Source organism: Paenibacillus sanfengchensis (genome assembly GCF_036864765.1).
GTDB lineage: Bacteria > Bacillota > Bacilli > Paenibacillales > Paenibacillaceae > Fontibacillus > Fontibacillus sanfengchensis.
This window is the reverse complement of record NZ_JBAGJC010000009.1, coordinates 82,693-109,195: the sequence shown is the minus strand read 5'-3', so window position 1 is coordinate 109,195 and position 26,503 is coordinate 82,693. Positions and strand designations below refer to the sequence as shown.

Genomic DNA, 26,503 nt, shown 5'->3' with positions numbered 1-26,503 from the left:
TTTTACCGGAAGCTTTTCCAGCAGTTTGAAAATAAGAGGGAGGATCATCCATGCAGCAGGATGAGCGAAGTGTGACGGGGGCTCACGGGTCGGTGAAGGGGTTGGCGACGCGCCTGGTGGGGCTGTCCGGCGGAGTCGGGAATATTATCGAATGTACGCACTGTACGACACGGCTCCGTCTCAGGCTGCGAGATAGCGATCTTGTTGATGAGGATCGTCTGAACGAGTTGAACGAAGTCCGGGGGCTGTTCGCGCGAACCGGGCAACTGCAGATTATCCTTGGACCGGAAATCGTTTTTAAAGTCACCCGTCAGGTAAACGGCATGCTTGAGGCCGCCGCTTTGCCAACATTACAGCGGCAAGAGGTACAGACCGGCCTTAAGACATCCAAACACAAAAACGATGGGGTGCATTCGTTTATACGGCGGTCGCTGGACGCGGTTCAATTCTTTTCCGATGTGGTTGTGCCCGTTATTCCGCTATTTGTCGGGACGGGGCTCCTGCTTGGCCTATTGGGCTTGATGGGGGCTTTTGGCTGGAATGATCCGGGCAACGTCTGGTTCCGGGTCTTGTCGCTGTTGACGGGATCGGCCTTTCAGCTTATGGCGGTCCTGTTCGGGTATCATACGGCCAAGCGGTTCGGGGGAACTCCGGTTCTTGGGGCGGCGATGGGTATTGTCATAACACATCCCGGTTTTCTGTGGCCAGCCGAGCCGGGTGCGGGACCATGGAGCGTTCACATCTTGATAATGGCTCCCCAATTTGAGCACCAGGGGGCGATCATTCCGACGATTCTTTCGACACTATTGTTGACTTTCATAGAGAAAAAGCTGCGCCGCCGGCTTCCGTCGTCCGGAGCATTTCCTTTCGCTCTTTTTATCAGCTTTGCTCTGGCGGGCGGCATGGCGTTACTGATCATTGAGCCGATGGCCTTCCGGTTGGGGAGCTTTCTGGGCGTTTGGCTGGAGCGGTTGTTCGCCTCCAGCGGCGTACTTTTTGGCCTACTGCTTGGCGGAATGTATAGTTCGATTGTGATCACCGGACTCCATCACGGCATTCAGACGGTGGAAGCCGGATTAATCTCCAATCCGGACATCGGCGTCAATTTTTTGCTGCCGATCTGGTCCATGGCGAATATCGCCCAAGCCGGAGCCGGACTCGCGGTGTATGCCGGAACCCGGGACGCGGCTTTAAGGAAGGTGGCTTTGCCTGCTTCCATCACCGCTCTATTTGGCATCACCGAACCGGTTACCTATGGCGTCAACCTGAAGCTGGGTCGCCCCTTTCTGGGCGCTGCGGCGGGAGGGGCCGTCGGAGGTGCGTATGTCGCTTTTCATAAGGTCGTGTCCAATTCGTTCGGTCTAACCGGAATACCAATGACGGCTTTTGTTGTGCAGCCTGGGCCCATGAACCTGTTCCATTATTTAACGGGTTTTTTGCTGGCCCTGACAACGGCATTTTGCGCCACTTGGCTGCTTGGTACCAAGCGAACTTTTATGCACGGAGGCTTGGCTAAACTGCTTGGAAAACGATCAGACATAGGAGACTATCATGAAAATCAAAAAAATACTTAATAATAACGCAGCGGTTGTCAATGATTTAGGAGAAGAAAAAATCGTTCTGGGTTCCGGCATTGTCTTCAGGAAAGGGAAGAATGACGTGGTTGATCCCGCCCTGATCGAGAAAGTGTTCGTCATTAGCGATGCTTCGCAATACGACCACCTTCAGGAGATGCTGGGAACATTGCCCGAAGAAGAAATCGCGGTGACGCAGCAAATTATCACGTTCGCCGAGCGGGAATTGGGAGTCGCGTTTTGTGAGCATATCCATATCGCTCTGACCGACCATCTTTCGTTCGCGCTGGAACGAATTCGCAAAGGCATCGCCATTCAGAATACACTGCTGGAGGAAATCCGTATTCTGTATCCAAGGGAATTCCAGATCGGGCTCCGCGCCAAGACGATGATTTACGAGAAATTACAGGTGGTTATCCCGGAGGATGAGGTGGGTTATATTGCCATGCATATTCATACCGCCTGGAAGAACTCGGGCACTCGTGAGAAGACGACGGAGAAAACGGCAATGATCCGGGATATCGCCGAAGGTGTGGAGCATGCTTCGGGTGTAACGCTGAACCGGCGTTCCGCCAACTATGAACGGCTGTTGAACCAGCTTGAGAATATGCTGCAAACCGATGAATCGGGCAGATTTCGCAATGAATTGGTTCCGGAGCTAGCGGCGCTGGCCAGGGATCGTTTTGCCGAGGCTTATGGACAGGCCTGTGGAATCGGCGAATGGATTGAGGAAGATTACGGGTATGTTTTTACGGAGAGTCAGCGGGTCGTGATCGCCATGGAGATTAACCGGATAGGAACCAGGCGCATGGGACCATGGAGTTAGCCCTATCCTCTTATTCACATAGGAATAAGGGACTTTGGTCCTGATGATAATCGGGAAATACGGGCTATAGCCATAACCGGCTCCGACAGGATAGAATAACTTTTGACATTTGAATATGTCGGGATTGTTACTGGTAAGCAGGCAAGACCTAAAAATCCGTCAGGGAATGGTGTATTCACCACGCTCTAAGGTTTTTTAGGTCTTTTTTCTGTTCTCCAGAAAAATTACACGAGAAAGGGAGAGAGAAAGTATGAATCTCAAACACATCGTAAGAAGAGCATCAGCAGTAACCTTGGCAACAGCTTTATTGGCAGCAGGAGGAACGTCGGTATTTGCAAAAAAAGGTTCGGATTACAAAGAGAGCTACGGCTTCTCCCATATTACACGCTCCGATGCCCTGAAAATCCCGGGACAACAAACAAGCGAGCAATTTAAGGTTCCCCAATTCGATGCTTCAACGATCCGGAATCTTCCTTCCGCCAAAGGCTTGGACGCAAATGGCAACGTCATTGACCTGGACGTATGGGACACCTGGCCGCTGCAAAACGCGGACGGAACCGTCGCTAACTATAACGGCTATGAAATCGTGTTTGGTCTGGCCGGCGATCCGGATCGGGGATGGGACACGTTCATCTATATGTTCTATAAGAAAATAGGCGACAATTCCATCGATGCCTGGAAGAATGCAGGCAGAGTGTTCAAAAACACCGATAAGGACGTGCCGAACGATCCGATCCTGAACCAACAGGGAGAGGAATGGTCCGGTTCCGCGACGCTGACTTCCGATGGCCACATTCGCCTGTTCTACACCAACCGTCATGGCTGGGATCCCGCGAACGGATTTTTCGGCAAGCAAACGTTGACGACCGCTCAAATCAACTTGTCCGAGCCCGAATCCGATACACTTAAAGTGGACGGTGTTGAAGACTTTAAGTCGATCTTTGACGGTGACGGCAAAATGTATCAAACGGTCGATCAGGCTTTCAGCGGGGGAGACTACACGGACAACCATACCTTGAGAGACCCGCACTATGTGGAAGACAACGGCCGCAAATACCTGGTTTTTGAAGCGAACACCGGGACGGAAACGGGTTATCAAGGCGAGGATTCCTTCAACAACCGGGCCTTCTACGAAGGAAGCATGAACTTCTTCAGATCCGAGCAGGAGAAACTGTCGCAAAGCCCTGACAAGAAATCCATTTCCTTGGCCAACGGCGCGTTGGGGATTATTGAGTTGAATGACGATTACACGTTAAAACAGGTCATGAAGCCGCTCATCGCCTCAAACACCGTAACGGATGAAATTGAGCGTCCCAACATTTTTAAATTGAATGGGAAATGGTATCTGTTCACCGATACAAGAGGCGCTAAAATGTTTGTGGACGGCATTGACGCCGAGGATATCTATATGCTCGGCTACGTATCCGATTCACTGACCGGCCCATACAAGCCGTTGAACGGTACCGGACTGGTGCTGCATCAGGATCTGGATCCTAAAGACGTTACGTGGACCTACGCACATTTTGCCGTTCCGCAAGTTCAAGGAAACAACGTGGTCATTACGAGTTACATGACGAACAGAGGCTTTTTCGAGGATCATCATTCCACCTTCGCACCAAGCTTCCTCGTCAACATTAATGGTTCCAAGACATCGGTCGTGAAGGATAGTGTCCTTGAACAAGGACAATTGACGGTGGAATAACCGCTCTCCAATAGTGTCAAAGCAAAGAAAATGTCAATGAAATATTGGCATTTTCTTTGCTATTTTTACAAGCGAGGGTTGCCTTATGAACAACAACATGAAGAACCGGATGAAAAAACAACTTGTCGCGTGGGCGGTCTGCAGCGGTTGTCTGGTGGCTCTTGGCTTAACCGTGCAGGTTCCTATCATGACCAGTATGCAGAAAATTGCGCAGGAAGCGCAAAAGAATATACCCGCTCCCGAGTCTGGCTTGCGGGCAAGTTATCATTTTACCGCACCGGACAAGTGGAAAAATGATCCTCAGAAGCCGCTGTATCTGGATGGGAAATATCACTACTTCTATTTGTATAATCGTGATTATCCTACCGGTAACGGCACGGAATGGCGGCATGCCACCTCCTCGGACTTGATCCACTGGGAGGATCAGGGCGTGGCGATTCCCAAATACACAAACCGGAACGGCGACCCCTGGTCAGGTTCGGTTGTCGTGGATGAGTCGGGGACGGCCGGATTCGGCAAGGGCGCGTTGGTTGCGATCGTGACACAGCCCTCCGCCAACGGCGGGAGTCAGGAGCAATTTTTATGGTACAGCACCGATCGGGGGAGAACATTCAAGTTCTACGGAGACAAGCCCGTGCTTAACAATCCGGGAAAAAAAGACTTCAGAGACCCCAAGGTGATTTGGGACGCCCGTTCGCAAAAATGGGTCATGGCTTTGGCCGAGGGAACAAAGATCGGGTTCTATGAGTCGGCCGATCTGAAAAATTGGCGTTATACCGGCGATTTCCAAACCGATAACATCGGTCTGGTGGAATGCCCGGATCTCTATGTGATGAGGGCGGACGACGGAAACTATAAATGGGTGCTTGGCGTGAGCGCCAACGGGATTTCATCGGGACGGCCCAACACTTACGCTTATTGGACGGGGAGCTTTAACGGCAAGGGATTTATACCGGACCGGCTTGAACCCGGGTGGCTGGATTATGGGTTTGACTGGTATGGAGCGGTTACGTTCGAGGATGGAACAGAGAGCGACAAGACCGGTCACCGGTATGCCTTGGCCTGGATGAACAACTGGAGTTACGCCAACAATACGCCCACGCTTAAAGAAGGCTATAACGGCATGGACTCGATCGTGCGAGAGATTGAACTCAGAAGGTCGGCGGAAGGAGATTATCGCTTGGTGTCCAAGCCAATAGACGCCCTGAATAAGGCCGCGGTTGCGGAAAACTCGTTCGAACCGATCGTCGTTAACGGCTCTCGAACCCTGCTGGCTTCGGGCGATTCCTATCAGCTGGATGCCGACATTTCCTGGACAGAGATAAGGAATGTAGGGCTCCGGCTCCGGGAATCGGCCGATGGGAGCCGTCATGCCGATGTCGGGGTTTATACGGAAGGCGGGTATGCCTACGTGAACCGGGCAAATACCGGGCATCCCGACTTGAGCGGACGCTATTTGGAGAGTCGAGCGCCGTTTCTCCCCGCAAAGAACAAGGTGCACCTGAAAATACTGGTGGATAAGACCAGCATTGAGGTCTATGTGGATGATGGCTCCGTGGTATTCTCCAACCTTGTCTTTCCCGAACGGAATGACCTGGGCATCACCCTCTATACTGAAGGGGGCACGGCGGTATTCAGTAACCTAGTAATCAAACACTTTAAATAATGAATAAGGTTGGGGGCAGCAGCCGGCTATTGATTCTTTGGCTCTCATGGAACATCTCAGGCAAAATATGGGTCTAAAGGCTCATGGAAAATATACACAGCTGCCTCCGATAAAAGAGAAGTATAGTCTTTTATACATATATTTTATTCGGAAGAAGGAGAATTGAATGAACAGCTATGTCAGATTTGCCAGAAAAATGCTGCTCCCGCTATTGGCCGTTGTGCTGGCCTTCACCGGAGCGGTAGCGGCCGCTCCGAAAGCGGAAGCGGCGGCGGCCTCGTCAACGGATGCCTATGTATATTATGTGTCGGACGGGGACTTGTACCGGGTACGGACGGACGGCAGTCCCGCCCAGTTAATCCGGGAAAATTTCTTCGGCGTTGAACTGAAGCCGGCGGGCGATTATCTTTTCCACTTGTTTGATGAGGGTTCGCTGACGTTGCTGAAATTGTCCATGGTTGATTCCAAAGCGAAGGCGGCTGACTTTGGCGGAGATCACGACATCCTTTACTTTGCAACCGAGGGCAATTTCGTCTACTGTATGGATGATAAAGGGCGCATCTATCGGGTGCCGGCCGAAGCCAAAAAGGTCGATGAAGGCACGCTGATTGCCGACATGGCTGACACCAAGCATCCTCAGTTCACCGTGCTGGATGGCAAAGTATACTACAATGCGCTCAAAAACGGCAGAACCATCTGGGTTGCGGCCAAAGCGGCGGACGGAAGCGGAGCGGTTCAGTGGATCGCCGAGGGTGCGCTTTCATCTTCTTATTACTTACATAAGGAAAACAACACCCTTTACTTCATGGTCGATACCAAACCGACGGAAACCCAATATTCCCTCAATAGCATGGTGCTCTATTCGATGCCGGCCGGCGGAACCGCCAAGGCATTGAACGTCAAAGCCCCGTTGGACGCGAATGCCGTATATTCCGGCTTGTGGGCGGGCGATTATTATTTGTACAACAAAGGAGTTCGCCCGGGTTCCGGAGATGGCTTTGACTATTCCAAGTCCAAAGGCTTCCTGATCGACAAGACGGGCAAGAGCATTCAACTGAACCAAACCGGGGTTTACGAAATTGCCGCCCTGGGCGGAAATAAATTCGCTTATGTCGACGCAAAAGGCAAGGCCTATGTGAGTACCCTGGCAAATGGCAAGGTGGCGAGCACTAAGGCGATCCCGCTAACGAATGTGGGATATGTACGGAATTTGACCAGCGGCGGCAAGGTGAGATCGACGGCCTTGTTTGCCGAGAGCGGCGCTTATGTGCTGAATTCCGATCTGACCCTCACCAAGATGGTCGGCGTGGAGTGGGATCTCTGCGTGTACAAAGAAGATGTGGCAGGGGTCTTCTATGTCAACGCGGGAGATAACGGCCGATTGTATTGGATGGGCGAAGACGGCAAAACGACCAAGAAGCTCGCCGATGAGAAAGTGTCCCGAATTGTACTGATCTCCAAAAATTAAATCAAGCCACGCAAAATAGTTCGATGGTAACCCATCGCAACAAAAGAACGGCCCTTACGCTAAGTAGGGGCTTTTTTTGTTGTTGGAAAATAATAGATTGAATTTTAAAAAGGATTCACGTAATATTATCCGTATGATAATGATAATCATTTTCATATAAGTATAACGCAGGAGGTGAGTTTTTAAATTGAAAAGTGAGGGCGCGAGTACGAATGTGAGTGTAAGTATGGCAAATCCGGCGGGAGTAAGAGCAGGGGGCATCTACTATGCTATGATTCTCGTTTTGATAGGTATGATTTTGTTATCCGCAGTGTATTCGGTATCGATCGGGCAGGTACATATTCCCTTCAGCCAAGCCATGGACATATTACTTCATGCATTGACGAATGGTCATCTGGGTTCGCTGGAACATGTCGAAAGCGAGTCCTACTTGAACATCATATTGCAAGTCAGGGCGCCGCGAGTTATATTCGCCCTCCTTATAGGCATCGGACTATCGTTGTGCGGTACCGTCATGCAGGCTGTCGTCCAAAACCCGCTCGCCGATCCGTACATTCTCGGTATTTCGTCGGGGGCTTCGTTGGGAGCTACGTTTGCGATTCTGATCGGATTTGGAAGCGGCGCGTTCTTGTCCCAGTTCGGCATCGCGTTTGGGGCCTTCGTCGGCGCAATGATTACCTCGCTGGCGGTCTTGCTCTTATCCAGCATCGGCGGAAAAGCAACCTCGGTGAAGCTGGTCCTATCCGGGGTTGTCGTCGGCGCATTGTGCGGTTCATTTTCAAGTCTGATCATCTATTTTGCCAACAACACGGAAGGGATCAAAACCGTTACCTTTTGGTCTATGGGCAGTCTCGCTTCTTCCAGTTGGGAGAAAACGCCGATTATGGCCGTGGTCGTTTTGCTGGGATGCGCGATGTTTCTTTTTCAACACCGGGTGCTGAATACGATGCTGCTCGGCGATGAATCCGCCGTAACCCTCGGCATCAACCTGAGCGGATATCGTAAATTGTATCTGGTGGCCACCGCCCTGATTACCGGCACGATGGTAGCGTATGCGGGGATGATCGGTTTTGTGGGTCTAATCGTTCCGCATATATGCAGAGGCTTATTCGGAGCGGATCACAAACGGTTAATGCCGGGAACCCTGCTTTTGGGGGGGCTCTTTCTCATCTGGGCCGACATTCTGTCAAGAACGCTGATTCATAATGTCGAATTGCCTATCGGAATCATTACTTCTGTGATCGGTTCGCCATTATTTATCTACATGATTGTCAAAAAAGGCTACAATTTCGGAGGGTAGAATCATGGAATTGACCGCGAAGGAAATGGAGATCAGGATCGGTAAAAAAGAAATCGTAAAAAATGTTTCGATTCAGGTCAAAAACGGGCAATTTGTCGGTTTGATCGGACCGAACGGATGCGGGAAATCCACGCTGTTAAAAAGCATTTACAAAAGTCTGGTTCCCCAAAGCGGCTCCGTTTTTCTTAATGAGATGGATGTGTTGAAAACTTCCGAAAAAAAAGTTTCGCAGCGATTGGGCGTCGTTGGCCAGTTTAACGAAATGCATTTTGATTTGACCGTACAGCAGATGGTGATGCTGGGCAGAACCCCGCATAAACGGATGCTGGAGTCGGACAAACAGGAAGACTACAGGATTGTCGAGGACGCATTAACGAGAACCAATCTGCTCGATTACAAGGAACGGAGCTATCTGTCCTTATCCGGCGGCGAAAAACAACGGGTGATTTTGGCGAGGACCATTGCCCAGCAGCCGCAATTTATGATTCTGGACGAACCGACAAATCATTTGGATATCCGCTATCAGCTGGAGATTTTAACCTGTGTCAAGGAATTGAACATAGGTGTTCTGGCCGCTCTGCACGACTTGGAAATGGCTGCGCATTATTGCGATTATTTATATGCCATAAAAGACGGTGAAGTGTATGCGCACGGCATCCCGGAAGAGGTTCTCACCCCGAAGGTTATCGAGGCTTTGTATCAAATCAAGTGCCAGACCTACACCAATCCGGTGACGAACGGACTGGGTTTTGCTTATGGAATTTAAAAGGGAGGAAGAAATGTGAAAAGAATTGCAGTTCTGGGGATCGGTTTGACCCTTATGTTAGCGTTAGCGGCTTGTGGGGGCCCGGCGAAGAGCGGAGAAGCGGAAGTAAAACCCGAAACGCCAAGTCATTACCCTTTAACGATTCAAAATTTCAAAAAGGCGGAAGGCGGAACAACCTGGGAGAAAAAAGATCAAGCCTTCGACAAAGCTCCCGAGCGCATCATGGCGAATACCCGGCCGTCCGCGGAACTCCTGCTGCATCTGGGCTTGGCCGACAAAATCGTAGGGGTAGGCGCCAGCTTCGGGCAACCGGACAAAGCGGTGGAAGCGGAGTACGCCAAGCTGAACATTCTTAGCGACGGATATGTGGGCAAAGAAGTGACGATGGGAACGAATCCGGATCTGGTCATGGGCCGGGGCGGCTTGTTCGACAATGCCGACTGGGGCGTCGGCACCGTAGATACGCTTAACGAAATGGGAATTCGTACATATGTCCTTGAATCTTCTGTAGCCGGGGGGACGTATGAATCCATCTATAACGATATCAAAAATCTCGGCGAGATTTTCGAAGTGCAGGACAAAGCCAAAGAATTCGCCCAGGAGCTCAAAAGCCGGCAAGAAGCGGTCATTTCCAAGTTAAGCGGCATTACGGAGAACAAGACGTACGTTTACCTGCATATGAGTGATCCCAAAGAGGTGAGCGTATTGACGCTTGAAGGGGAGACGTTCTTTAACGGGGCGATGAATATGATCAAATTGGATAACGCGTTGAAGGATCAGACCGGCGAGGGGAATATAGAAATGCTGATCGAGGCCGACCCGGATGTGCTGATTATTCCGGATTGGAGCATCAGTAACGGCACGAGCCCCGACAAAATCAAAGAAGGGCTTTACGCCAATCCCAAATTGTCCGGCATGAAGGCCATTAAAAACAAACAAATCTACGCCATGGATTATAATTACATGTTCGGCTATGGGTACAATACCCTGGACGGAATTGAGATTTTGGCCAAAGAGATGTATCCGGACCTGTTCAAATAAAAGATTACTGCGCAGTTGGTCTAAAAAGGCATTCGTCCGACTATTAATTGATAATGATTATCATATTCATCGAAAGACCACCTTGACTGAAGGTGGGCGGGAAAGGAGTGGTATTCCGCTTGATTCGAAGATTTTTCTCCTATTATCAACCTTACCGGAGTTTGTTTCTGCTCGATTTTGGCTGCGCGATCATCGCGGGTTTGCTGGAGCTGGCATTCCCGATGGCCGTTAATGTGTTTATCGACGATCTGCTGCCTGAGGGCAAGTGGAATGTGATTCTGCTGGCTTCCGTTGCCCTTATTGCTTTGTATGTACTGAGCGCGGTTCTGATGTATATCGTGAACTATTGGGGCCACATGCTTGGCATCAATATCGAGACGGATATGCGCCGTAAACTGTTTTCGCATATCCAGAAGCTTTCGTTCCGTTACTTCGACAATACGAAAACCGGCCACTTGATCGGCCGTCTGACGAACGACATGAATATGATCGGCGAAATGGCGCACCACGGGCCTGAGGATCTGTTCATCGCCGTCATGACGCTCGCCGGTTCTTTCACGCTGATGGCGCTGATCCATTGGGAACTTGCGCTGCTTACTTTCGTGATCGTACCGGGGATCGTGTGGATCGTGATTTATTTTAATAAAAAAATGACGAAAGCGGTTGACCAGCTGTTCAGCGATATTGGCGATTTTAATGCGCGGATTGAGGATAGTGTGGGAGGAATTCGCGTCGTCAAGGCTTTTTCCAACGAGGCGCATGAAGAAGCGCAATTTGCCGTCAACAATGGACGTTTCCGTCTGACGAAGCTTGCTTCCTACAAGCTGATCGCCCGCAATGGCTCCATCAGCTATATGATGATGCGGTTCGTTACGGTGTTTGTCATGGTCTGCGGAACCTGGTTCGTCATTCAAGAACGCTTGTCATACGGCGAATTTGTCGGCTTCTTGCTGCTGACCAATGTGTTCTTCCGGCCCATCGAGAAGATCAACGCCATTGTGGAGAGTTATCCGCAGGGCTTTGCCGGTTTCAAACGCTATACGGAGTTGCTGGATACGGAGCCGGACATCGAGGATGCGCCGGACGCCGCAGAGATGCAGCCGTTTCAGCGGGAAATTCACTTCGACCACATCTCCTTCGGCTATGGAGAGGACAAAAAGGTGCTGAACCGGGTTGACCTTGTCATCCGCAAGGGAGAAACGGTGGCTTTTGTCGGACCATCCGGCGCGGGCAAGACCACGCTGTGCAGCCTGTTGCCGCGTTTTTACGAAGTGGATGGCGGCGCGATTCGCATCGACGGCGTGGATATCCGCAGCGTGACCCAGGAATCGCTGCGCGGGCAGATTGGCATTGTACAGCAGGATGTGTTCCTGTTCGCGGGGACGATCCGCGACAACATCCTGTACGGCCAGCTTGGCGCCAGCGAAGAAGAGGTGTGGGAAGCCGCACGGAAGGCGAAGCTTGATGAATTTATCCGCGCTCAGGAGCAAGGGATGGACACGGTCATCGGCGAGCGGGGCGTCAAGCTGTCAGGCGGTCAGAAGCAGCGTCTGGCGATCGCCCGCATGTTCCTGAAGAATCCGCCGATTCTGATTCTTGATGAAGCCACCTCGGCCCTCGATACCGAAACGGAGCTGGCCATTCAGCAATCGCTCGCCGAGCTGGCGAATGGCCGTACGACGCTGGTCATCGCGCACCGGCTGGCCACGATCAAAGAGGCGGACCGCATCGTGGTCGTAACCGATCAAGGCATCGCCGAGCAGGGGCGGCATCAAGAGCTGGTGGAGGCCGGCGGCGTATACAGCCGCTTGCACCGGGCGCAGTTCGGAACTTAAGGAAGTTCTTTGCCGGCCGTGTGACCGAGTGTCGGATCGATAGATAGAGAAGATGAAAGATCTTATATGACAAGCTGGAGGTAACCTAAAGTGCATGATTTGGAACTTTATGATTTGACGATTATCGGCGGCGGGCCCGCCGGTTTGTATGCGGCATTCTACAGCGGGATGCGGGATATGAAGACTAAGCTGATCGAGGCGAAGGAAGAACTCGGCGGGCGGACGCTGATTTATCCGGAGAAGATGATTTGGGACGTCGGCGGTGTCACGCCTGTGCGCTGCGAGCGATTGACGCGGCAAATGATCGATCAGGCGATGACGTTTGATCCTACGATTGTGCTGGGACAGCAAATTTGCGGGCTCGAGCGTCTGGATGACGGAACGATGCTGCTGACGGCGGAAACGGGCGAGCGGCATTGGACCAAAACGGTGATCCTTGCGTTGGGGCGGGGTGTGCTGAAGATGGCAAAGCTGGAGATCGAGGGAGCCGAGCGCTATGAGGTCAGCAATCTGCATTATACCGTGCAGGAGCTGGAGGTTTTCCGGAACAAGCGGGTGCTCATTTCCGGCGGCGGGGATTCCGCGGTGGATTGGGCGAACGAATTGGAGCCGATCGCCGCAAGCGTAACCGTCGTCCACCGCCGTGAGCATTTTGGCGGACATGAGCGCAATGTGAAACGGATGATGGAATCATCCGCTCGTGTCCTTACGCCTTATGCGGTGAAGCAGCTTCACGGCAGTAGGGACGGCAAGGCAATTGAGGCGGTATCCATCGCCCAGGTGAATCCGGAGGGCCAATTGGGGGACACTGCCATGCGGCTCGACGTGGACGCCGTGATCGTGAATCACGGTCTGCGCGGCGACTTCGGCAATATCGTCAACTGGGGGTTGGATATGGGCGAGTGGGATATCAATGCCAATGAAAAGCTGACGACCAATTTGCCGGGCGTTTTTGTGGCCGGCGACGTGGCGAGTTATGCGAGCAAGCTGCACTTGATCGCCGGCGCGTTTACCGATGCCGCCCTGGCGGTGAATAGCGCCAAGCTGCACCTGGAGCCGGAGACGTACAGGATGGCCTATGTCTCCTCCCATAACCCCAAGTTCAAGGAGCGGAATATCGCGCTGGGCGTGGCGGAGGAGGAAGCTTGATCGGAGGGATGGGCGTGTCGTCGGCCTGTAATCCCGCGTCATTTTTTCATATTAAAAGGATTTTGAAGCAGGTCTGAAGCAAAACGATTGGAAAACAAATCCGATATCAGCAATCTCCAAAAGAAAGAGCCCGCGAGAAACAGGCGAGGGCTCTTTCTTTACGTTTATTCCGCCCCGGTTTGGGCTGCATCGGTTTTATCATAAAAGCTGCGGGGGTTGCAATTTAAAAGAAAACATTATACGATGTACTTAATAACGCGAGGTAGTTAATTAATGCGAAGTACTTGAAAGAGGTGAATAGTTTCTTGGATTTTGACAAAGAGATGTTGAAGGGATATATCGATGTCATTCTCTTGAGTCTACTTCAGGACAAGCCGATGTACGGGTATGAAATTGCCAAGAAAGTGCGCGAGGTAAGCGGCGGCGCGATGGATATTAAAGAAGCCACCTTGTATATGGCGCTTAAGCGGTTGGAGAAGCAGGCCCTGGTGGAGGCCTTCTGGGGAGAAGACGATGAATCGAGCGGCGGCGGACGGCGTAAATATTACCGGCTGCTGCCGGAAGGGCAAATACGCTTGCAGGAAAACCAGCGGAGCTGGGCGGTGTTCCGCAACATTATAGATACATTACTAGGAGGGAACCGATGATGAAAACAATGAGCTTAACCACTGAATCCACCCGCCGGATTACGGAATATGTCGACCAACTGTGCAGACTGATGAAAGAACCCCCCGGGGAAATCAACGACTTCCGCGAGGAGATGACCGCCAACTTGATCTCGGGAACACTGGAGCGTATGCAAACCGGGATCAGCGAGCAACAGGCGGTAGCTATGGCGCTGTCGCAGTTTGGCGAAGCCGGGGAAGTCAAGCGGGAGTTGGAGAAAATCTACACGGTCAAAAGGCGTTTTGCCACCGGCGTACTCTGCAGCGCCCTGACTCTGCTGGTTCTATCCGCCGTCTGTATAGGATTGATCTGCGGTGTATGGAATGAACGGATGGTGGAGAAGTTTGGTGAAGATGCCTATCAAATGGTGAAGCAGGAGTCCGGGACCCCCGGTACCACAACGCTCTCCCAGCCGCTTCAGGAGAAACTGAAAGCCTGGGTGGATAACACCTGGGGGGTAAAAGGAATTAATATTGAGCGCGCTCAAAATAAGAAGAATGAGAATTCCAGACTGTTTATGTATGCAGCCGATTCGGACGCAGAACAATGGCTCCACTACGGCTCGTCCTACGAGTCTTACAGCTTCACCATGCGCATGGAAGCCGAGGGAACCGAGGAAAAAGAACGCCCCCGACCGGAGTCCAAATTCTTCATCAGAACATTGATTCATGATGTATTTAGTAGCTATGTTGAGAACCCTCAGTCTCAGGTTGTTGACGAAAGTTCTTTCATTGTCAGCGTGGCGGTCACCTATTTCAACTATACCTTTTTCTACAGTCTGGGATTGTTCCTGCTCGGCGGCTACTGCCTGTTGTTTACGGTCTGGGCGGGGATGAATGCTTATTATGAAGGGAAAGGCAATATAGGCTGGATTGCACTGTTTCTGTTAACAAATATTATCGGTTATGGACTTTACCTGCTATCACGCGGAAGCAAGCGGCGAGGTGCGGCTGCATTGTAGGTCCTGAGATATAACAAAAGGATGGACGCAGGTGTGATTCGGAAGGAAGCCGGCCACTTCCAAAGCCAAAAGGTTCGGACAGGCTGAGACGCTGGGCCGCAGTATATGACAGTCTGCGATCCTTACTCAGTGCCCCAGCCCGTCAGACGGCCTTGAACCTTGATCAACACAGAATTCCTGCATATCTGCAAGTTTTTTTCCTGTTCAGAACAAAAATTTGAAAATCCCTGCAAATCTGCAGGAATTTTCGGCGAAATAGCTCGTTTCTCTAAAATCGCTAGAAATACCTGCAGATTTGCATCTTTTTCGCATACCCTCGTCCGATCGATTTAAATACCTGCAGATTTGCATCTTTTTGGAGTTGGAAGTGTTGGAAAGCGCGTTAGGCACCTTAATAGCCGTGGGCTTAATACGGATTGGATGTTAACTTTTGAAAAAGTGCTCACTGTATTCGTGTGGAGACCGCTCCAAAACGGCACTATATTAGGTTTAACTATTGATTTGCATATTAGACAGCGGTGTAAAGGGCTCTTTTCACACTCTTGATCTGCAACTAAATGTCTGGTTTGAATTAAAGGGAATTCTTCCCGTTAATTTGGTATGCATGCGGCTGCAGAGGCGAATTAGCTGGAAAACCTCCCGTTAATTCGCCTGAAATTGTGTATTTCGGCCATAGGGCCGCGAAATAGATGGAGCTTTTCCAGCTAAATCCGATCGAAAAGCCAAGAGCGGTACATTAACAGGATATTTTCTCGTTAATGATACAGACTCCGACGGCGGAACCCTATATCTACAATTGTGGATGTTGGCAGCGTATATCCGAAACCCTATCATATGCTTGCCCAACGCCAATTCTTTAATTCAACCTATATAGTATCCTTTGGATTACTGCGGCAAAGAAATATTTCTCTCCACCATAAGAGGGATCAATTTACGGAATGCGATCGTGGATGCAGCCTTTTCCTCCCTTTGATAGGCTTCAAAGTCTTTTCGGAATGTCTCTTGTAGATCCTCAGGTAAATGGCGGATGTATAGGTGCGCGCATGCGCTGATCTGTTCCGGTGAGCCGAAATCAACGACCAGGTCAATGATGTCGAGCACATAAAACTCCATAGGATTCGCCTGGGGCAAAAACCATCCAGTCATAATGGCTTCCTCAAGTACCTCCTCAAGATTCGTACCATACTTGTCCACCAAAGGAACAACCTTGTCTTGAATCAACGTGATAATTTCCGCCAGTTCTCGCTCTCGGGTGGCTTCTTTAGCCAGATTCCATACCTTGCCTTTGTCTCGGAAACTGCTCAAGCTGATATACCAGTATGTTTTTCCGCTGGCCGTATTTATCATTCGGCAATCGGTATTAAACTCCAAATAACTGCCAGCCACATTGGAAGCATGACTCGAAAAACGTACCTCAGCCGTAAAGGAGCCCACGTGCTTGACCATGCTCCTCCTGGATTTATAGTATTTGAATCCGTAAGGCTCGCAGGCCGCAGCAATCTTGGAACAACATTCTCGAAAAATCTCCTTGCCGGTTGGATGGTCTGCCATTGTCGGTTCATCTCCATTTTGCTTATTCTATTAAGGGTAGGACAACATGGAAATCCCTACCACATTCTAAGTCCATATATTACTACGAAAAAACGGGCCTCCGGGTTCCGATTATTACGGTGATTTTGAAGGCAAAGCAACACTTTTGTTGGCCGACTGTTGATTTAAGCGAGAGAGTTGCTTGAATGTCTTTGTAGTCGGTTCATACAGGAAGATTTTCTGGGGAATCGGCCTTTTTCTGTGCAACAAATTGGGGAGAGGGTGCGTCATTAGAGAAAAGTAAAATTTTGGACACAATTAATCGACGCAAATCGACTGTAAATAAAGTAAAAATATGTAACTCTGAAAATGAGTAAGTGAAACCATTTACTCCAGAACGGTAACAAAAGGAGGTGGTCTATGGGCGGCGGGATTCAAGAATCAATTATGAACGTGGAGTTAAAAATCTTGTCAGTAAATTAACTTATGAAAGGAGAAAAGCAAGCATGCTAAAAAAAACGGTTACATTACTTCTGGCAGGTTCCATTGTTTTTGGCGGGATGACACAGTCCGGAACAATTCAAGCTAATGCAGATGGAAATGGGCTCGTCATGGATAAAGAGAAGTTGATTTTAAAGCAGATTGATGAGCAGAGTGTGCAAAAAGAAACACAAACATTTAAATTACCTGTTTTAACTGAGGAGGAAAACTTCGAGAAGGATGAGGAGCCTGAGTCAAAGATTACTCATATGTTGAGAGAGGAATTAGAATTAAATAAAGATAAGGAGACCACCTTTGATGTAGAGGTTTTGGTACATTTCGATTATACCGACGAGGAGTTTGAACAGAAGTACAAGGAGTTATTTGGAAATTCTTTAGAATTAACAAAGAGAAAAATCAGCTCTTATCTTATTGAAAATATCAACTACGAGCAACTGGTCAAGCTTGAGATGCTAAAAGAGGTTCTTGTAATAGCCTCGATTAATAATTATATAGTTCCCGATAAAGCGGCTGAAGGGGGGGAGGAAATCGGTATCAACCTTAATTCGTCTACTGACATGATCGGCGTCAAAAAGGCAAGGAAGGACTTTAAGGTAACAGGTGATTTAGATGGAAATGAAAATGTTTATTCTACAAAGGATGTAGTCATAGCCATTGTAGATACCGGAATTGATGCTAATCATGTAGATTTGGACGGTGGTAAAGTTATTGCTTGGTACGACGCGGTTAACGGAAAAACCAAGCCCTATGATGATCGCGGGCATGGTACCCATGTAGCTAGCATTGCCGCCGGAACTGGAGAAGGAGATCCGGGAGTACAAGAAGGGGTAGCTCCAGGCGCAGCTTTAGTAGGTGTAAAAACTTTACCGGGAGCAGGTCAAACCGGTGATCCCAGAGATACATTAAAAGGCCTAGAATGGATCTTAGCAAATCTGGATCGATATAGCATTGATGTTGTTAATATGAGTATAGGAACTACAGCATCATATGAAAGCAGGAAAGAAGTTATTGACACGATAAATAAAATTAAAGCACGCGGTGTCCCGGTTTTTGTAGCAGCCGGAAATGAGGGGAACGATGAACCCTATTACGACACTTTATCGACTTACGCTAGATACACCTCTACCTCAGTCGGAAATATTAAAGACCCTTATGAAGGAGGCTGGGGACTATCTGAGTCGTCCTCCCGAGGTACGGACAAAAGCGTAACCTATAATAAAGGCCCTTACGTAGTACTACCGGGTCACAATGTTCGGGCTGCTGCAGCCAATACGGGGAAGGAATATGTGACACTTTCTGGCACTTCCATGGCTACGCCGATGGTTTCAGGTGTGTTTGCGCTGATGTATGATGCCGCCTATTCCCGTGGAGTTTCATCTAGCATTAATTTTACAGTAACGGATATGGGAGAAGATGGTTTCGATAAAAACTACGGCAATGGAAGAGTGCTGGCATATGAGTCTATCAAAGATGCTGCTCAAGAATCATCTGGGAGTTTTGACACGCATCGGACCTATATTCGAGTACCTAATGGGAGCGTTCAAAAAGGAAACGTGGATTTATATGCTATAAGAGTCAATTCAAGTGCTGCTGATTTAAATGCCACCTTGCTAGTTTTAAATGAAAAGGCGGAAAATCTGGATCTTGTGATTTGGGCACCTGGATCAAATCCGTACCAAGGGGATCCATCTTCTTACTGGATTCGTAGAAACGACGGACCGCCACATGAGTTCTTTAGTTTATCTAATCCTCCTAGAGGAACTTATTATATTGGCGTTTATGGTGTTGAAGATTCGGCCAATTATTCTTTAGAAATCACCGGGCACGAACTAACTGTAAATTGATGTTAAATAAAATGTGAAAAAAAACACAAATAACTACAACTAGAATGGAGAGAAACAGTGAACAGCCATGGACAATCTCATTTTTGGGACAAGGGGTGACTTCCGTAACGGGTCATTTTCTTGTCCTTTTTTAGTTTTCGGATAATCGCGCTGATTCTTCCGGGGCTGCTTGATTGCTATGGGAGTTTGTCCAAGCAACGGGGGAAGCGGTGCGTCTGCCAGGCGCTATCTAAAAAGAAAAGCCCGCGTCGGGCGCGGGCTTCTTCCATTCCTACTTTCAACGTTCTTCTCTCTTCGCGACCGGATTGTTCTCATAGCTAATCCAGTCGCTCCAACTGCCCGCATAGAGCTTCGCCTGCGGGTAGCCCAGCCGGTACAGCGCCAGCACGTTGGGACAGGCGCTGACGCCGGAGCCGCAGTAGACGATGGCCTCGCGGCCGTCGTCGAGCGCCCGGATGACCGGGGCGAGCTGCTCGCGGAGCGCAGCCTCCGCTTTCCAGTGCCCCTGGTCATCCAGCACGTCCTTCCAGAACCGATTGACCGCGCCGGGGATATGCCCGGCCTTCGCGTCAATCGGTTCCTGGACTCCCGCGTAACGCGAAGCTTCGCGGGAGTCGACCAGCAGGACGCCGGGATCGCCGAGCGCCCGGCGGACCTCGTCCACGTCCGCGACCCGTTCGTCGCGGACGTTTGGCACAAACGCGGCCGGCACCGCGGTCCGCTGCGCGTCGGTCACGGGGAAGCCGCCGGCCTGCCAGGCGGCGAACCCGCCGTCCATGACGTACACGTCGTCATGGCCCAGCCAGCGCAGCAGCCACCACAGGCGCGCTGCGTACATCCCGCCCTGGTCGTCGTAAGCGACGACGCGGGTGGAGTTGCCGATGCCGGCCCGGCCGAGGCGGGCGGCCAACTGCTCCGGCGCCGGCAGCGGGTGCCGGCCGCCGTGTTCACGGACCGGAGCGGACAGATCCGCCTCCAGGTCCAAAAAGACCGCGCCGGGAATATGCGAAGCCGCATAGGCTTCCCGGCCGGCGTCCGGACGGCCCAGCGCGAACCGGCAGTCGACAATCACGAGATCCGGCTCGTACATACGGGCCAGTACCCATCTTGGCGTTACGATTGGATCGGTCATATGAGTTCAGGCTCTCCTTTTCACTCCATTGCGAAAAATGGCGTTTTTTTCGATTCCAAAGTAAAAGATATTTCCAATGTAGCACACTGCCCGGTCTTTAGACTATAATTAGGTTCGGTCTGCCGGACTTTACTTTTTTCAATACGTCAAAACGCCGCCGACACATAAAAAAACAAGGAGCACCAACATGAAATCGAGTACCAAGCCATTCGTCTCATTTGAACTTCTCTACATAATCGGAATCCTCGCGATTTCGTTCTCATCGATCTTTGTCCGGTGGTCCACCGCGGAGGTGTCCGTCGTGGGCATGTACCGTCTTTATCTGACGTGCCTGCTGATGCTGCCGTTCATTTGGAAGTTTCGTAAGGAAATGTTCTCCCTCACCGCCAAACAATGGCGCGGCCTGCTGCTGTCGGGTGTGATGCTGGGCCTCCACTTTCTGCTGTGGATGAGCTCGCTGCGGCTGACAACGGTGGCCAGTTCGACCGTCATCCTGACGCTGGAGCCGATCCTCGTGATGATAGGCTCTTTTTTCCTGTTCGGAGCCAAAGTAAACCGGGCGATGCTCGCCGGAATGGGCTTGGCGCTCGTCGGGTCAATCGCCATAGGGGCAGGGGACTTCAAATTATCGGGTACAGCCCTGCACGGAGACATTTTGTCCTTGCTCGGCACGATCGCCGTGGCGGTTCACATGCTGTTCGGCAAGCAATTGCTCAAAAAAATGAGCGCGTTCGTCTACAACTTCTGGGTGTTTTTCATCGCCGCTTCGACGCTTGCGGGCTATAACGCCGCAATGGGGCATGCCTTTACCGGCTACTCGCCGAGAGAGTGGGGAATCTATCTCCTTCTCGCGGTGGTCCCGACCTTGTTCGGGCATTATCTGTTCAACTGGTTGATGAAATTTATCAGTGCGGCCGCCGTTTCGATGGCCGTGCTGGGCGAACCGGTTTTCTCCTCGCTGCTGGCCTGGCTTTTACTGAAGGAGAGCCTGACCGGTATACAGCTGGTTGCTGGGGTGGCCATTTTGAGCGGGGTCTGGATCTTTATCCGTTACGGAAAAGAAACCCCTGCCGCCGAACCCGAGCCGACTGTGCTAAAAGACCCCGCCTAATCAGCCTGCTTAATCTTGGCATGAACGTAATAACGCCCCTTTTGGGGGCGTTATTGCGTTTTTTTGCAGGGTCGGACTCTAATAATAGCGGTTAAAAGGGCCTTATTATCCCGTTGCGGGCAAAATCGCACGCCAAAATGCGGCTATATTAGGTTGAACTAAAGAATTGGCGTTGGGCAAGGATGTGAATGGTTTCGGAGATACGCGGCCAACATCCACAATTGTAGATATAAAGTCCCGCCGTCGGAGTCTACATCATTAACGGGAAAATCTCCCGCTAATGTACCACTTTTGGCTCTTCGATCAGATTTAGCTGGAAAAGCTCCATCTATTTCACGGTCCTATGGCCGATATACGCAATTTCAGGCGAATTAGCGGGAGGTTTTCCAGCTAATTCGCCTCTGCAGCCGCATTCGCACCAAATTAACGGGAAGAATTCCCTCTAATTCGAACCAAACCATTCGTTGCAGGTCAAGCGTGTGAAAAGAACCCTTTGCACCGCTGTCTAATAGGCAAAACCAATAGTTCAACCTATATAGTTTCATAAACTGCCTCAAAACTGCGGGGCATGAGCAACAGGCTGCACTCGCCTGATCCCTGCCAGCGTTCCGACCACGCCTGATCCCCGCCAGCACTAAGGGCTGGCTGCCGTTTGGCACTCGCCTTCACTCGGCATGGGGGCGCCCGGCCTCGCCGGCCGGTATCAGTCCCACCCCGGCCTCGCCGCCCACATCTGTCTCAGCCCGGCGTAACGGCTCCTGCGCCCGTGGCGCTTCCGTAATGGGCGCCTTATTTTCTCAGCTCAAAAAATTGGCTGTCGCTGCGGGAGTGATAGGTCAGCTCGCTGACGCCTTTTTGCGTGATGACGGTGTCGTCGGTAAAGCGGATGATGCAGGTGCTGCTATCCACCATATGGTTATCGCGGAAGATGCGGACGGGCATTTTGCGGTCTACCGCTTCCTGGAAGTCCTGTTCGGTCAAAAGCCGTCTAATCGTTGGCACGTTGTAAAATCTCCTCTATCCCTCTATATTGTTCCTTCGCTTGTTGCCACCAGCATATCAACGAACCTGTCGAATGTCCAGTTGCCGCTGACTGTCAGCGGATGAGCGCCCAACCGTGTCCCCGGGCAGATGCATATGATGAAGCATGGAGATGCGGGTTGTTGTAAAAAAATTTAAATCTTCATCGAGGAGAGGATGCGAAATGTCCGGACATCGGCTTTGCGGTAAGAGAGGAGGGCGCAGAAGAAGACTGGTGAAGCAATCGCCAACAGCCTATTTGCTGCAGAGGATGGCGGCGGGCATGCTTCCCCTGTATAAAGCGGTCGCGTGCAATCCGCGTTTTGCGGAGGCCTGGAGCCGGGCGGTGGTCGGCGCGGACCTGGACGGGTTGAAGAAAATGCTGTGCGTGGTGGCGCCCCGGCTGGCCCATCACGGAATAGGGACGAACGGCATCGGGTATTTTATCACTTTCAGCGCGCCGTCGTCCTCCTATTCGTGTGGGGTGACCATCCCTCCGGGACAGGTTCAGTTTCACTTCAATCCGAGGATTCATCAACGAATTGCCCGGGCGGTTTTGCCCTATTACCGGGAAATGGCCAGCCGTCCCTCTTACTGTGCGGCACTCGCCAGAGCGATTCGGAGGGGCAATCAACGGGCCGCCTCCCGTTTGGTTCGTTGTTTTGTCAAATGCCCCGCTCTAAAAGCGGTAAAAATTCAGAGCGGAGGCATCAATCTGGTCTTCAAATACCCCTCCAGCAAATTTGAATATACATGCCTGATGTTTCGGGATTATTAACTAGTTCGGGGTTTCCCCCCAACGGATCAGGAGCCCGCAATGGGTCAGGCCGCCGCCGAAGCCGTAGAGCAATACCCGGTCGCCGGGATGAAGCTGCCCGGCCCGGACACCGGCTTGCAGCGCAAGGGGGATGGAGGCGGAGGAGGTGTTGCCCATCTCCGTTACGCTCTGCAATGTTTTGGCCAGGGGAATCCCGGACTTTTCGCAGATCGACTCGATCATGCGCAGATTCGCGCTGTGGGGGACGAACCAGTCGATATCGTCCACGGTCAGTTTCGCTTGCTCCAGCAGCTTTTCGATGCCGGCCGAGACGGTGCGGACCGCCCATTTGAACACTTCCCGGCCGTTTTGAACGATCCGGCCTTCTCCCGCCAGGGGCTCGCCGTCCATCTCCGTCGACAGGCCGGAGCGGTAGACGTGGATACCGCCGCTTCCCTGCGTTCCCATGATTACGGATTCGAAGCCCGGTTGCTCCGGCGCGTACTCTACCAAAGCGGCTCCGGCTCCGTCCCCGAACAGGATGCACGTGCTCCGGTCGGTGTAATCCGTGATTTTGGACATCGTTTCCCCGGCCACGACCAATACCTTGCGGTGCAGCCCCGAAGTAATCATCCCGTTGGCCATATGGAGGGCATAAGTAAAGCCCGCGCAGGTCGCGTTCAGATCAATGGCCCCGGCGCCCTCCATTCCGAAGTGCTTTTGAATGCGGCAGGAGACGGTGGGGAAGGAGTAGTCCGGAGTTGTCGTGGAGGCGATGATCAAATCGACATCCTCCAGGCTGACGGATTCGCCGCCGGAGCCGCGCAGATTCTCCACGGCCCGGATGGACAAGTGGGAGGTGAATTCGTCATCGGCGGCGATGTGCCGCTCCTGAATGCCGGTACGTTGGACAATCCAGGCATCGTTGGTGTCGACGAGCTTTTCGAGATCATTGTTCAAAAGAAGGCGCTCAGGCACATAAGTTCCCAAAGCGGTAATACGGGCTGCGGATTTCGGATTCACTCCAAATCACTCCTTCAAATTTTATCGAAAATTGTTATCTGGTATTAGTACCTGGTGATAAAACTATTATATCCGTTTCGTATTCTTTTTCCAAGCCTCTTTCTTTATACTTCATACCCTTAAATGCTCGGCAAGAAAAAGCGATCTCTCTGCGCGAGGCCTTTCGGGATGCTATAATGGATAAGGAAAGAAGGGAGTGCTCAAACAGTTATGAAAACGTTGGTACTGGCGGAAAAACCGTCTGTGGGCCGGGAATTGGCGCGGGTGCTGGGCAGCCGTGAAAAACACAAGAGCCATTTCGAAGGGCCGAAGTATGTGGTTACCTGGGCGCTTGGCCATTTGGTTGGCTTGGCCGAGCCGGAGGATTATGACGGCAAATTCGGAACCTGGTCTTTGGAGGACCTGCCGATACTGCCAGGTAAAATGAAGCTGAAGGTGCTGCGGGAGAGCAGCCATCAATATAAAGCGGTGCAGCAGCTCTTGCGCCGTCAGGATATCGGCGAGCTGATCGTCGCGACGGATGCGGCCAGAGAAGGCGAACTACTGGCGCGCTGGATAATGGATATGGCGAAATGGAACAAGCCGTTCAAACGGCTGTGGATTTCTTCGCAAACGGACAAGGCGATCAAGGAAGGCTTCGCTTCCTTGAAGCCGGGCTCGCAGTTCGATCGGCTTTACCATTCGGCCCGCTGCCGGGCGGAGGCGGATTGGATGATCGGTCTGAACGTCACGCGGGCGCTGACCTGCAAGTTCGGTTCGCCTTTGTCGGCCGGACGGGTACAGACCCCGACCCTGGGCATGATCATGCAGCGGGAACGCGAAATTATGTCCTTCCGGTCGGAAGAGTATCAAGTGGTCCGCGCGGATCTGGGATCTTTTGAGGCTGTATGGCGGGGGAGCGGCGGCGATTCGCGGATTTTTGAGCCGGGTCGGGCCGAGCAGCTGCAGCGGAAGCTGGAGGGGCGCAGCGCAACGATCGTCAAGCTGACCAAGAGCGAGAAGCAGGTGCCGCATCCCCAGGCCTATGATTTGACGGAGCTGCAGCGGGATGCGAACCGGTTGCTCGGCTTCTCCGCGAAGCAGACGTCCAATGTGCTGCAGCGGCTGTATGAGCAGCATAAGCTGGTCACTTATCCACGCACGGATTCGCGCTACTTGACCTCCGATATGGTGGAGACGCTCAAGGAACGCCTGACCAGCGTAGCGGTCGGACCTTATGCGCCGCTGGCCAGACCGCTGCTCCGCAAGCCGCTTCAGCCGGGCAAACGCGTAGTGGATGACAGCAAGGTGACGGATCACCACGCGATTATTCCTACCGAGCAGACGGTGCTGTTGAACACGTTGAATACGGAGGAGCGCAAGCTGTACGACCTGATTGTACGGCGGTTCATCAGCTTGTTCTATCCGCCGGCCCGGTTCGACAACGTCGCGGTCGTGATCGACGCGGACGGGGAGAAGCTCCATGCCAAAGGCGTCACGGTCAAGGACAGCGGCTGGAAAGCGGTGTATGACGGTCAGGCGGTCGCGGACGGGGAGGACGACGAGGACCGCGAGGAAGAGGGCGGTTCGGCCTCGCTGCCGGAGCTGAAGGAAGGCGAGAAGCTGACCGTCAAGCGTTGCCGTCTGCAGTCCGGCCGGACACAGCCGCCGAAGCGGTACACGGAGGCCGCGCTGCTGACGCAGATGGAGAAGCACGGCCTGGGCACGCCGGCGACGCGCGCGGATATCATCGAGAAGCTCGTGAGCTCCGACACGATCGAACGGCAGGGGGCCAGCCTGCATCCTACGGGCAAAGGCAAGCAACTGATCGAGCTCGCGCCCGCCGATCTCCGCTCGCCGGAGCTGACGGCGAAATGGGAGGCGGAGCTCGAACGGATCGCCCGGGGGCAGGGGAAGCCGGAACCGTTCCTGAACGGAATCCGGGACATGGCCCAGACCCTGGTCAAAGGGGTGAAGAACAGCGAGGCCACCTACAAGCCGCATAATGTTTCGAACAGCCATTGTCCGGACTGCGGGACACGGCTTCTCGAGAAAAAGTCCAAGCGCGGTTTGATGCTGGTTTGTCCGAGCGAGGACTGCGGCTACCGGCGTTCGGGTGAGAAGCAGTTGTCGAACCGGCGCTGCCCGCAGTGCCATAAGAAGATGGAACTGAAGGAAGGCAAGGCCGGCATGTACGTGCAGTGTCTCCCGTGCGGCATTACGGAGACGCTGAACAAAGATGCGAAGCACATCAACAAGCGGGAGCAGCAAAAGCTGGTCAAGCAGTATGCGAAGCAGGAATCGCTCGGCTCCAATCTCGGAGATCTTCTGAAAGCGGCGCTGGAGAAAAAGGGAGAGTAGAACAAGGACCGAATAAAAGCCGCGGCCGCCCGGAATGCTAAGCCCGGGAGGTGACTTTATGCCGCACAACAAAGCGGAGAAAACCCAGAACCGGCAGAACAAATCCAGCATCATGGAGGAGCATATCGCCCTGAAGCCCAAGAAGCAGGCCGAGTACCCTCCGAATCTGAACGAGATTCCGAAGCGGGAGTCTTAGGCGGTTGATGCAAAGTGCTCCCCGAAAGGGGGGCTTTTTAATTTGTTTTCTAATTTAAAACGTTGGCGGTATAATGGAATAGAAGGCATCTCATG

21 protein-coding genes are annotated in these 26,503 nt (G+C 52.0%); 17 read left to right on the top strand and 4 right to left on the bottom strand.

The window, feature by feature from the left end:
- Window positions 1-50 precede the first annotated feature (50 nt).
- The 12 genes from V4U84_RS19095 (at window position 51) to V4U84_RS19040 (ending at window position 14,954) form a co-directional block, all read left to right on the top strand.
- Entirely contained in the window at window positions 51-1,574 is a 1,524-nt protein-coding gene (locus tag V4U84_RS19095) for a PTS transporter subunit EIIC (RefSeq protein ID WP_334074942.1), read from the top strand.
- Window positions 1,552-2,400 (top strand): PRD domain-containing protein, encoded by an 849-nt coding sequence (locus V4U84_RS19090; protein WP_334074943.1) that lies wholly within the window; start codon window positions 1,552-1,554, stop codon window positions 2,398-2,400. Before V4U84_RS19095 ends, V4U84_RS19090 begins: the two co-directional genes overlap by 23 nt.
- Window positions 2,401-2,650: 250 nt before the next feature.
- Window positions 2,651-4,102 (top strand): glycoside hydrolase family 68 protein, encoded by a 1,452-nt coding sequence (locus tag V4U84_RS19085; RefSeq protein WP_334074944.1) that lies wholly within the window; start codon window positions 2,651-2,653, stop codon window positions 4,100-4,102.
- A 109-nt stretch (window positions 4,103-4,211) separates the two neighbouring features.
- A complete protein-coding gene (locus tag V4U84_RS19080; protein ID WP_416367275.1) occupies window positions 4,212-5,768 on the top strand; it encodes a glycoside hydrolase family 32 protein in 1,557 nt (518 codons plus the stop codon).
- A gap of 166 nt (window positions 5,769-5,934) precedes the next feature.
- Window positions 5,935-7,236: a DUF5050 domain-containing protein gene (locus tag V4U84_RS19075; protein ID WP_334077741.1), complete on the top strand. Its 1,302-nt coding sequence runs from the start codon at window positions 5,935-5,937 to the stop codon at window positions 7,234-7,236.
- Window positions 7,237-7,462: 226 nt separating this feature from the next.
- Window positions 7,463-8,536 (top strand): FecCD family ABC transporter permease, encoded by a 1,074-nt coding sequence (locus V4U84_RS19070; protein WP_334075127.1) that lies wholly within the window; start codon window positions 7,463-7,465, stop codon window positions 8,534-8,536.
- A 4-nt stretch (window positions 8,537-8,540) separates the two neighbouring features.
- Window positions 8,541-9,302 (top strand): ABC transporter ATP-binding protein, encoded by a 762-nt coding sequence (locus V4U84_RS19065; protein WP_334077740.1) that lies wholly within the window; start codon window positions 8,541-8,543, stop codon window positions 9,300-9,302.
- A 54-nt stretch (window positions 9,303-9,356) separates the two neighbouring features.
- Window positions 9,357-10,343, top strand: coding sequence for an ABC transporter substrate-binding protein (locus tag V4U84_RS19060; RefSeq protein ID WP_416367274.1), 987 nt, complete (start codon window positions 9,357-9,359; stop codon window positions 10,341-10,343).
- A gap of 119 nt (window positions 10,344-10,462) precedes the next feature.
- A complete protein-coding gene (locus tag V4U84_RS19055) occupies window positions 10,463-12,178 on the top strand; it encodes an ABC transporter ATP-binding protein (RefSeq protein ID WP_334074948.1) in 1,716 nt (571 codons plus the stop codon).
- Between the two features lie 90 nt (window positions 12,179-12,268).
- A complete protein-coding gene (locus V4U84_RS19050) occupies window positions 12,269-13,327 on the top strand; it encodes an NAD(P)/FAD-dependent oxidoreductase (protein WP_334077738.1) in 1,059 nt (352 codons plus the stop codon).
- A gap of 305 nt (window positions 13,328-13,632) precedes the next feature.
- Window positions 13,633-13,974 carry a PadR family transcriptional regulator gene (locus V4U84_RS19045; RefSeq protein ID WP_334074950.1) on the top strand — a complete coding sequence of 114 codons (342 nt, stop codon included), beginning with the start codon at window positions 13,633-13,635 and terminating at the stop codon, window positions 13,972-13,974.
- Complete coding sequence (locus V4U84_RS19040; protein WP_334077737.1) at window positions 13,971-14,954, top strand: permease prefix domain 1-containing protein; 984 nt, start codon at window positions 13,971-13,973, stop codon at window positions 14,952-14,954. Before V4U84_RS19045 ends, V4U84_RS19040 begins: the two co-directional genes overlap by 4 nt.
- An 885-nt stretch (window positions 14,955-15,839) precedes the next feature.
- On the opposite strand, the gene V4U84_RS19035 is transcribed toward V4U84_RS19040, so the two are convergent.
- Window positions 15,840-16,505, bottom strand: a complete 666-nt coding sequence (locus V4U84_RS19035; protein ID WP_334077736.1) for a hypothetical protein — start codon at window positions 16,503-16,505, stop codon at window positions 15,840-15,842.
- A gap of 485 nt (window positions 16,506-16,990) precedes the next feature.
- On the opposite strand from V4U84_RS19035, the gene V4U84_RS19030 reads away from it, so the two are divergent.
- A complete protein-coding gene (locus tag V4U84_RS19030; RefSeq protein WP_334077735.1) occupies window positions 16,991-18,829 on the top strand; it encodes a S8 family serine peptidase in 1,839 nt (612 codons plus the stop codon).
- A gap of 277 nt (window positions 18,830-19,106) precedes the next feature.
- Here V4U84_RS19030 and V4U84_RS19025 read toward each other — a convergent pair whose 3' ends face one another.
- Window positions 19,107-19,961 carry a sulfurtransferase gene (locus tag V4U84_RS19025; RefSeq protein ID WP_334077734.1) on the bottom strand — a complete coding sequence of 285 codons (855 nt, stop codon included), beginning with the start codon at window positions 19,959-19,961 and terminating at the stop codon, window positions 19,107-19,109.
- Between the two features lie 187 nt (window positions 19,962-20,148).
- On the opposite strand from V4U84_RS19025, the gene V4U84_RS19020 reads away from it, so the two are divergent.
- Window positions 20,149-21,072 carry a DMT family transporter gene (locus V4U84_RS19020; protein WP_334074954.1) on the top strand — a complete coding sequence of 308 codons (924 nt, stop codon included), beginning with the start codon at window positions 20,149-20,151 and terminating at the stop codon, window positions 21,070-21,072.
- 789 nt (window positions 21,073-21,861) lie between these two features.
- Here the strand turns inward: V4U84_RS19020 and V4U84_RS19015 are convergent.
- Complete coding sequence (locus V4U84_RS19015) at window positions 21,862-22,074, bottom strand: hypothetical protein (RefSeq protein ID WP_334074955.1); 213 nt, start codon at window positions 22,072-22,074, stop codon at window positions 21,862-21,864.
- A gap of 202 nt (window positions 22,075-22,276) precedes the next feature.
- Here V4U84_RS19015 and V4U84_RS19010 point away from each other — a divergent pair, with 202 nt between their 5' ends.
- Window positions 22,277-22,870, top strand: coding sequence for a hypothetical protein (locus V4U84_RS19010; protein ID WP_334077733.1), 594 nt, complete (start codon window positions 22,277-22,279; stop codon window positions 22,868-22,870).
- On the opposite strand, the gene V4U84_RS19005 is transcribed toward V4U84_RS19010, so the two are convergent.
- Window positions 22,871-23,872 (bottom strand): ketoacyl-ACP synthase III, encoded by a 1,002-nt coding sequence (locus tag V4U84_RS19005; protein ID WP_334077732.1) that lies wholly within the window; start codon window positions 23,870-23,872, stop codon window positions 22,871-22,873.
- 210 nt (window positions 23,873-24,082) lie between these two features.
- Between V4U84_RS19005 and V4U84_RS19000 the strand changes: the two genes are divergently transcribed.
- Complete coding sequence (locus tag V4U84_RS19000; RefSeq protein ID WP_334077731.1) at window positions 24,083-26,212, top strand: DNA topoisomerase III; 2,130 nt, start codon at window positions 24,083-24,085, stop codon at window positions 26,210-26,212.
- Between the two features lie 58 nt (window positions 26,213-26,270).
- Window positions 26,271-26,408 (top strand): hypothetical protein, encoded by a 138-nt coding sequence (locus V4U84_RS18995; RefSeq protein WP_334074959.1) that lies wholly within the window; start codon window positions 26,271-26,273, stop codon window positions 26,406-26,408.
- The last annotated feature ends 95 nt before the right edge of the window (window positions 26,409-26,503 follow it).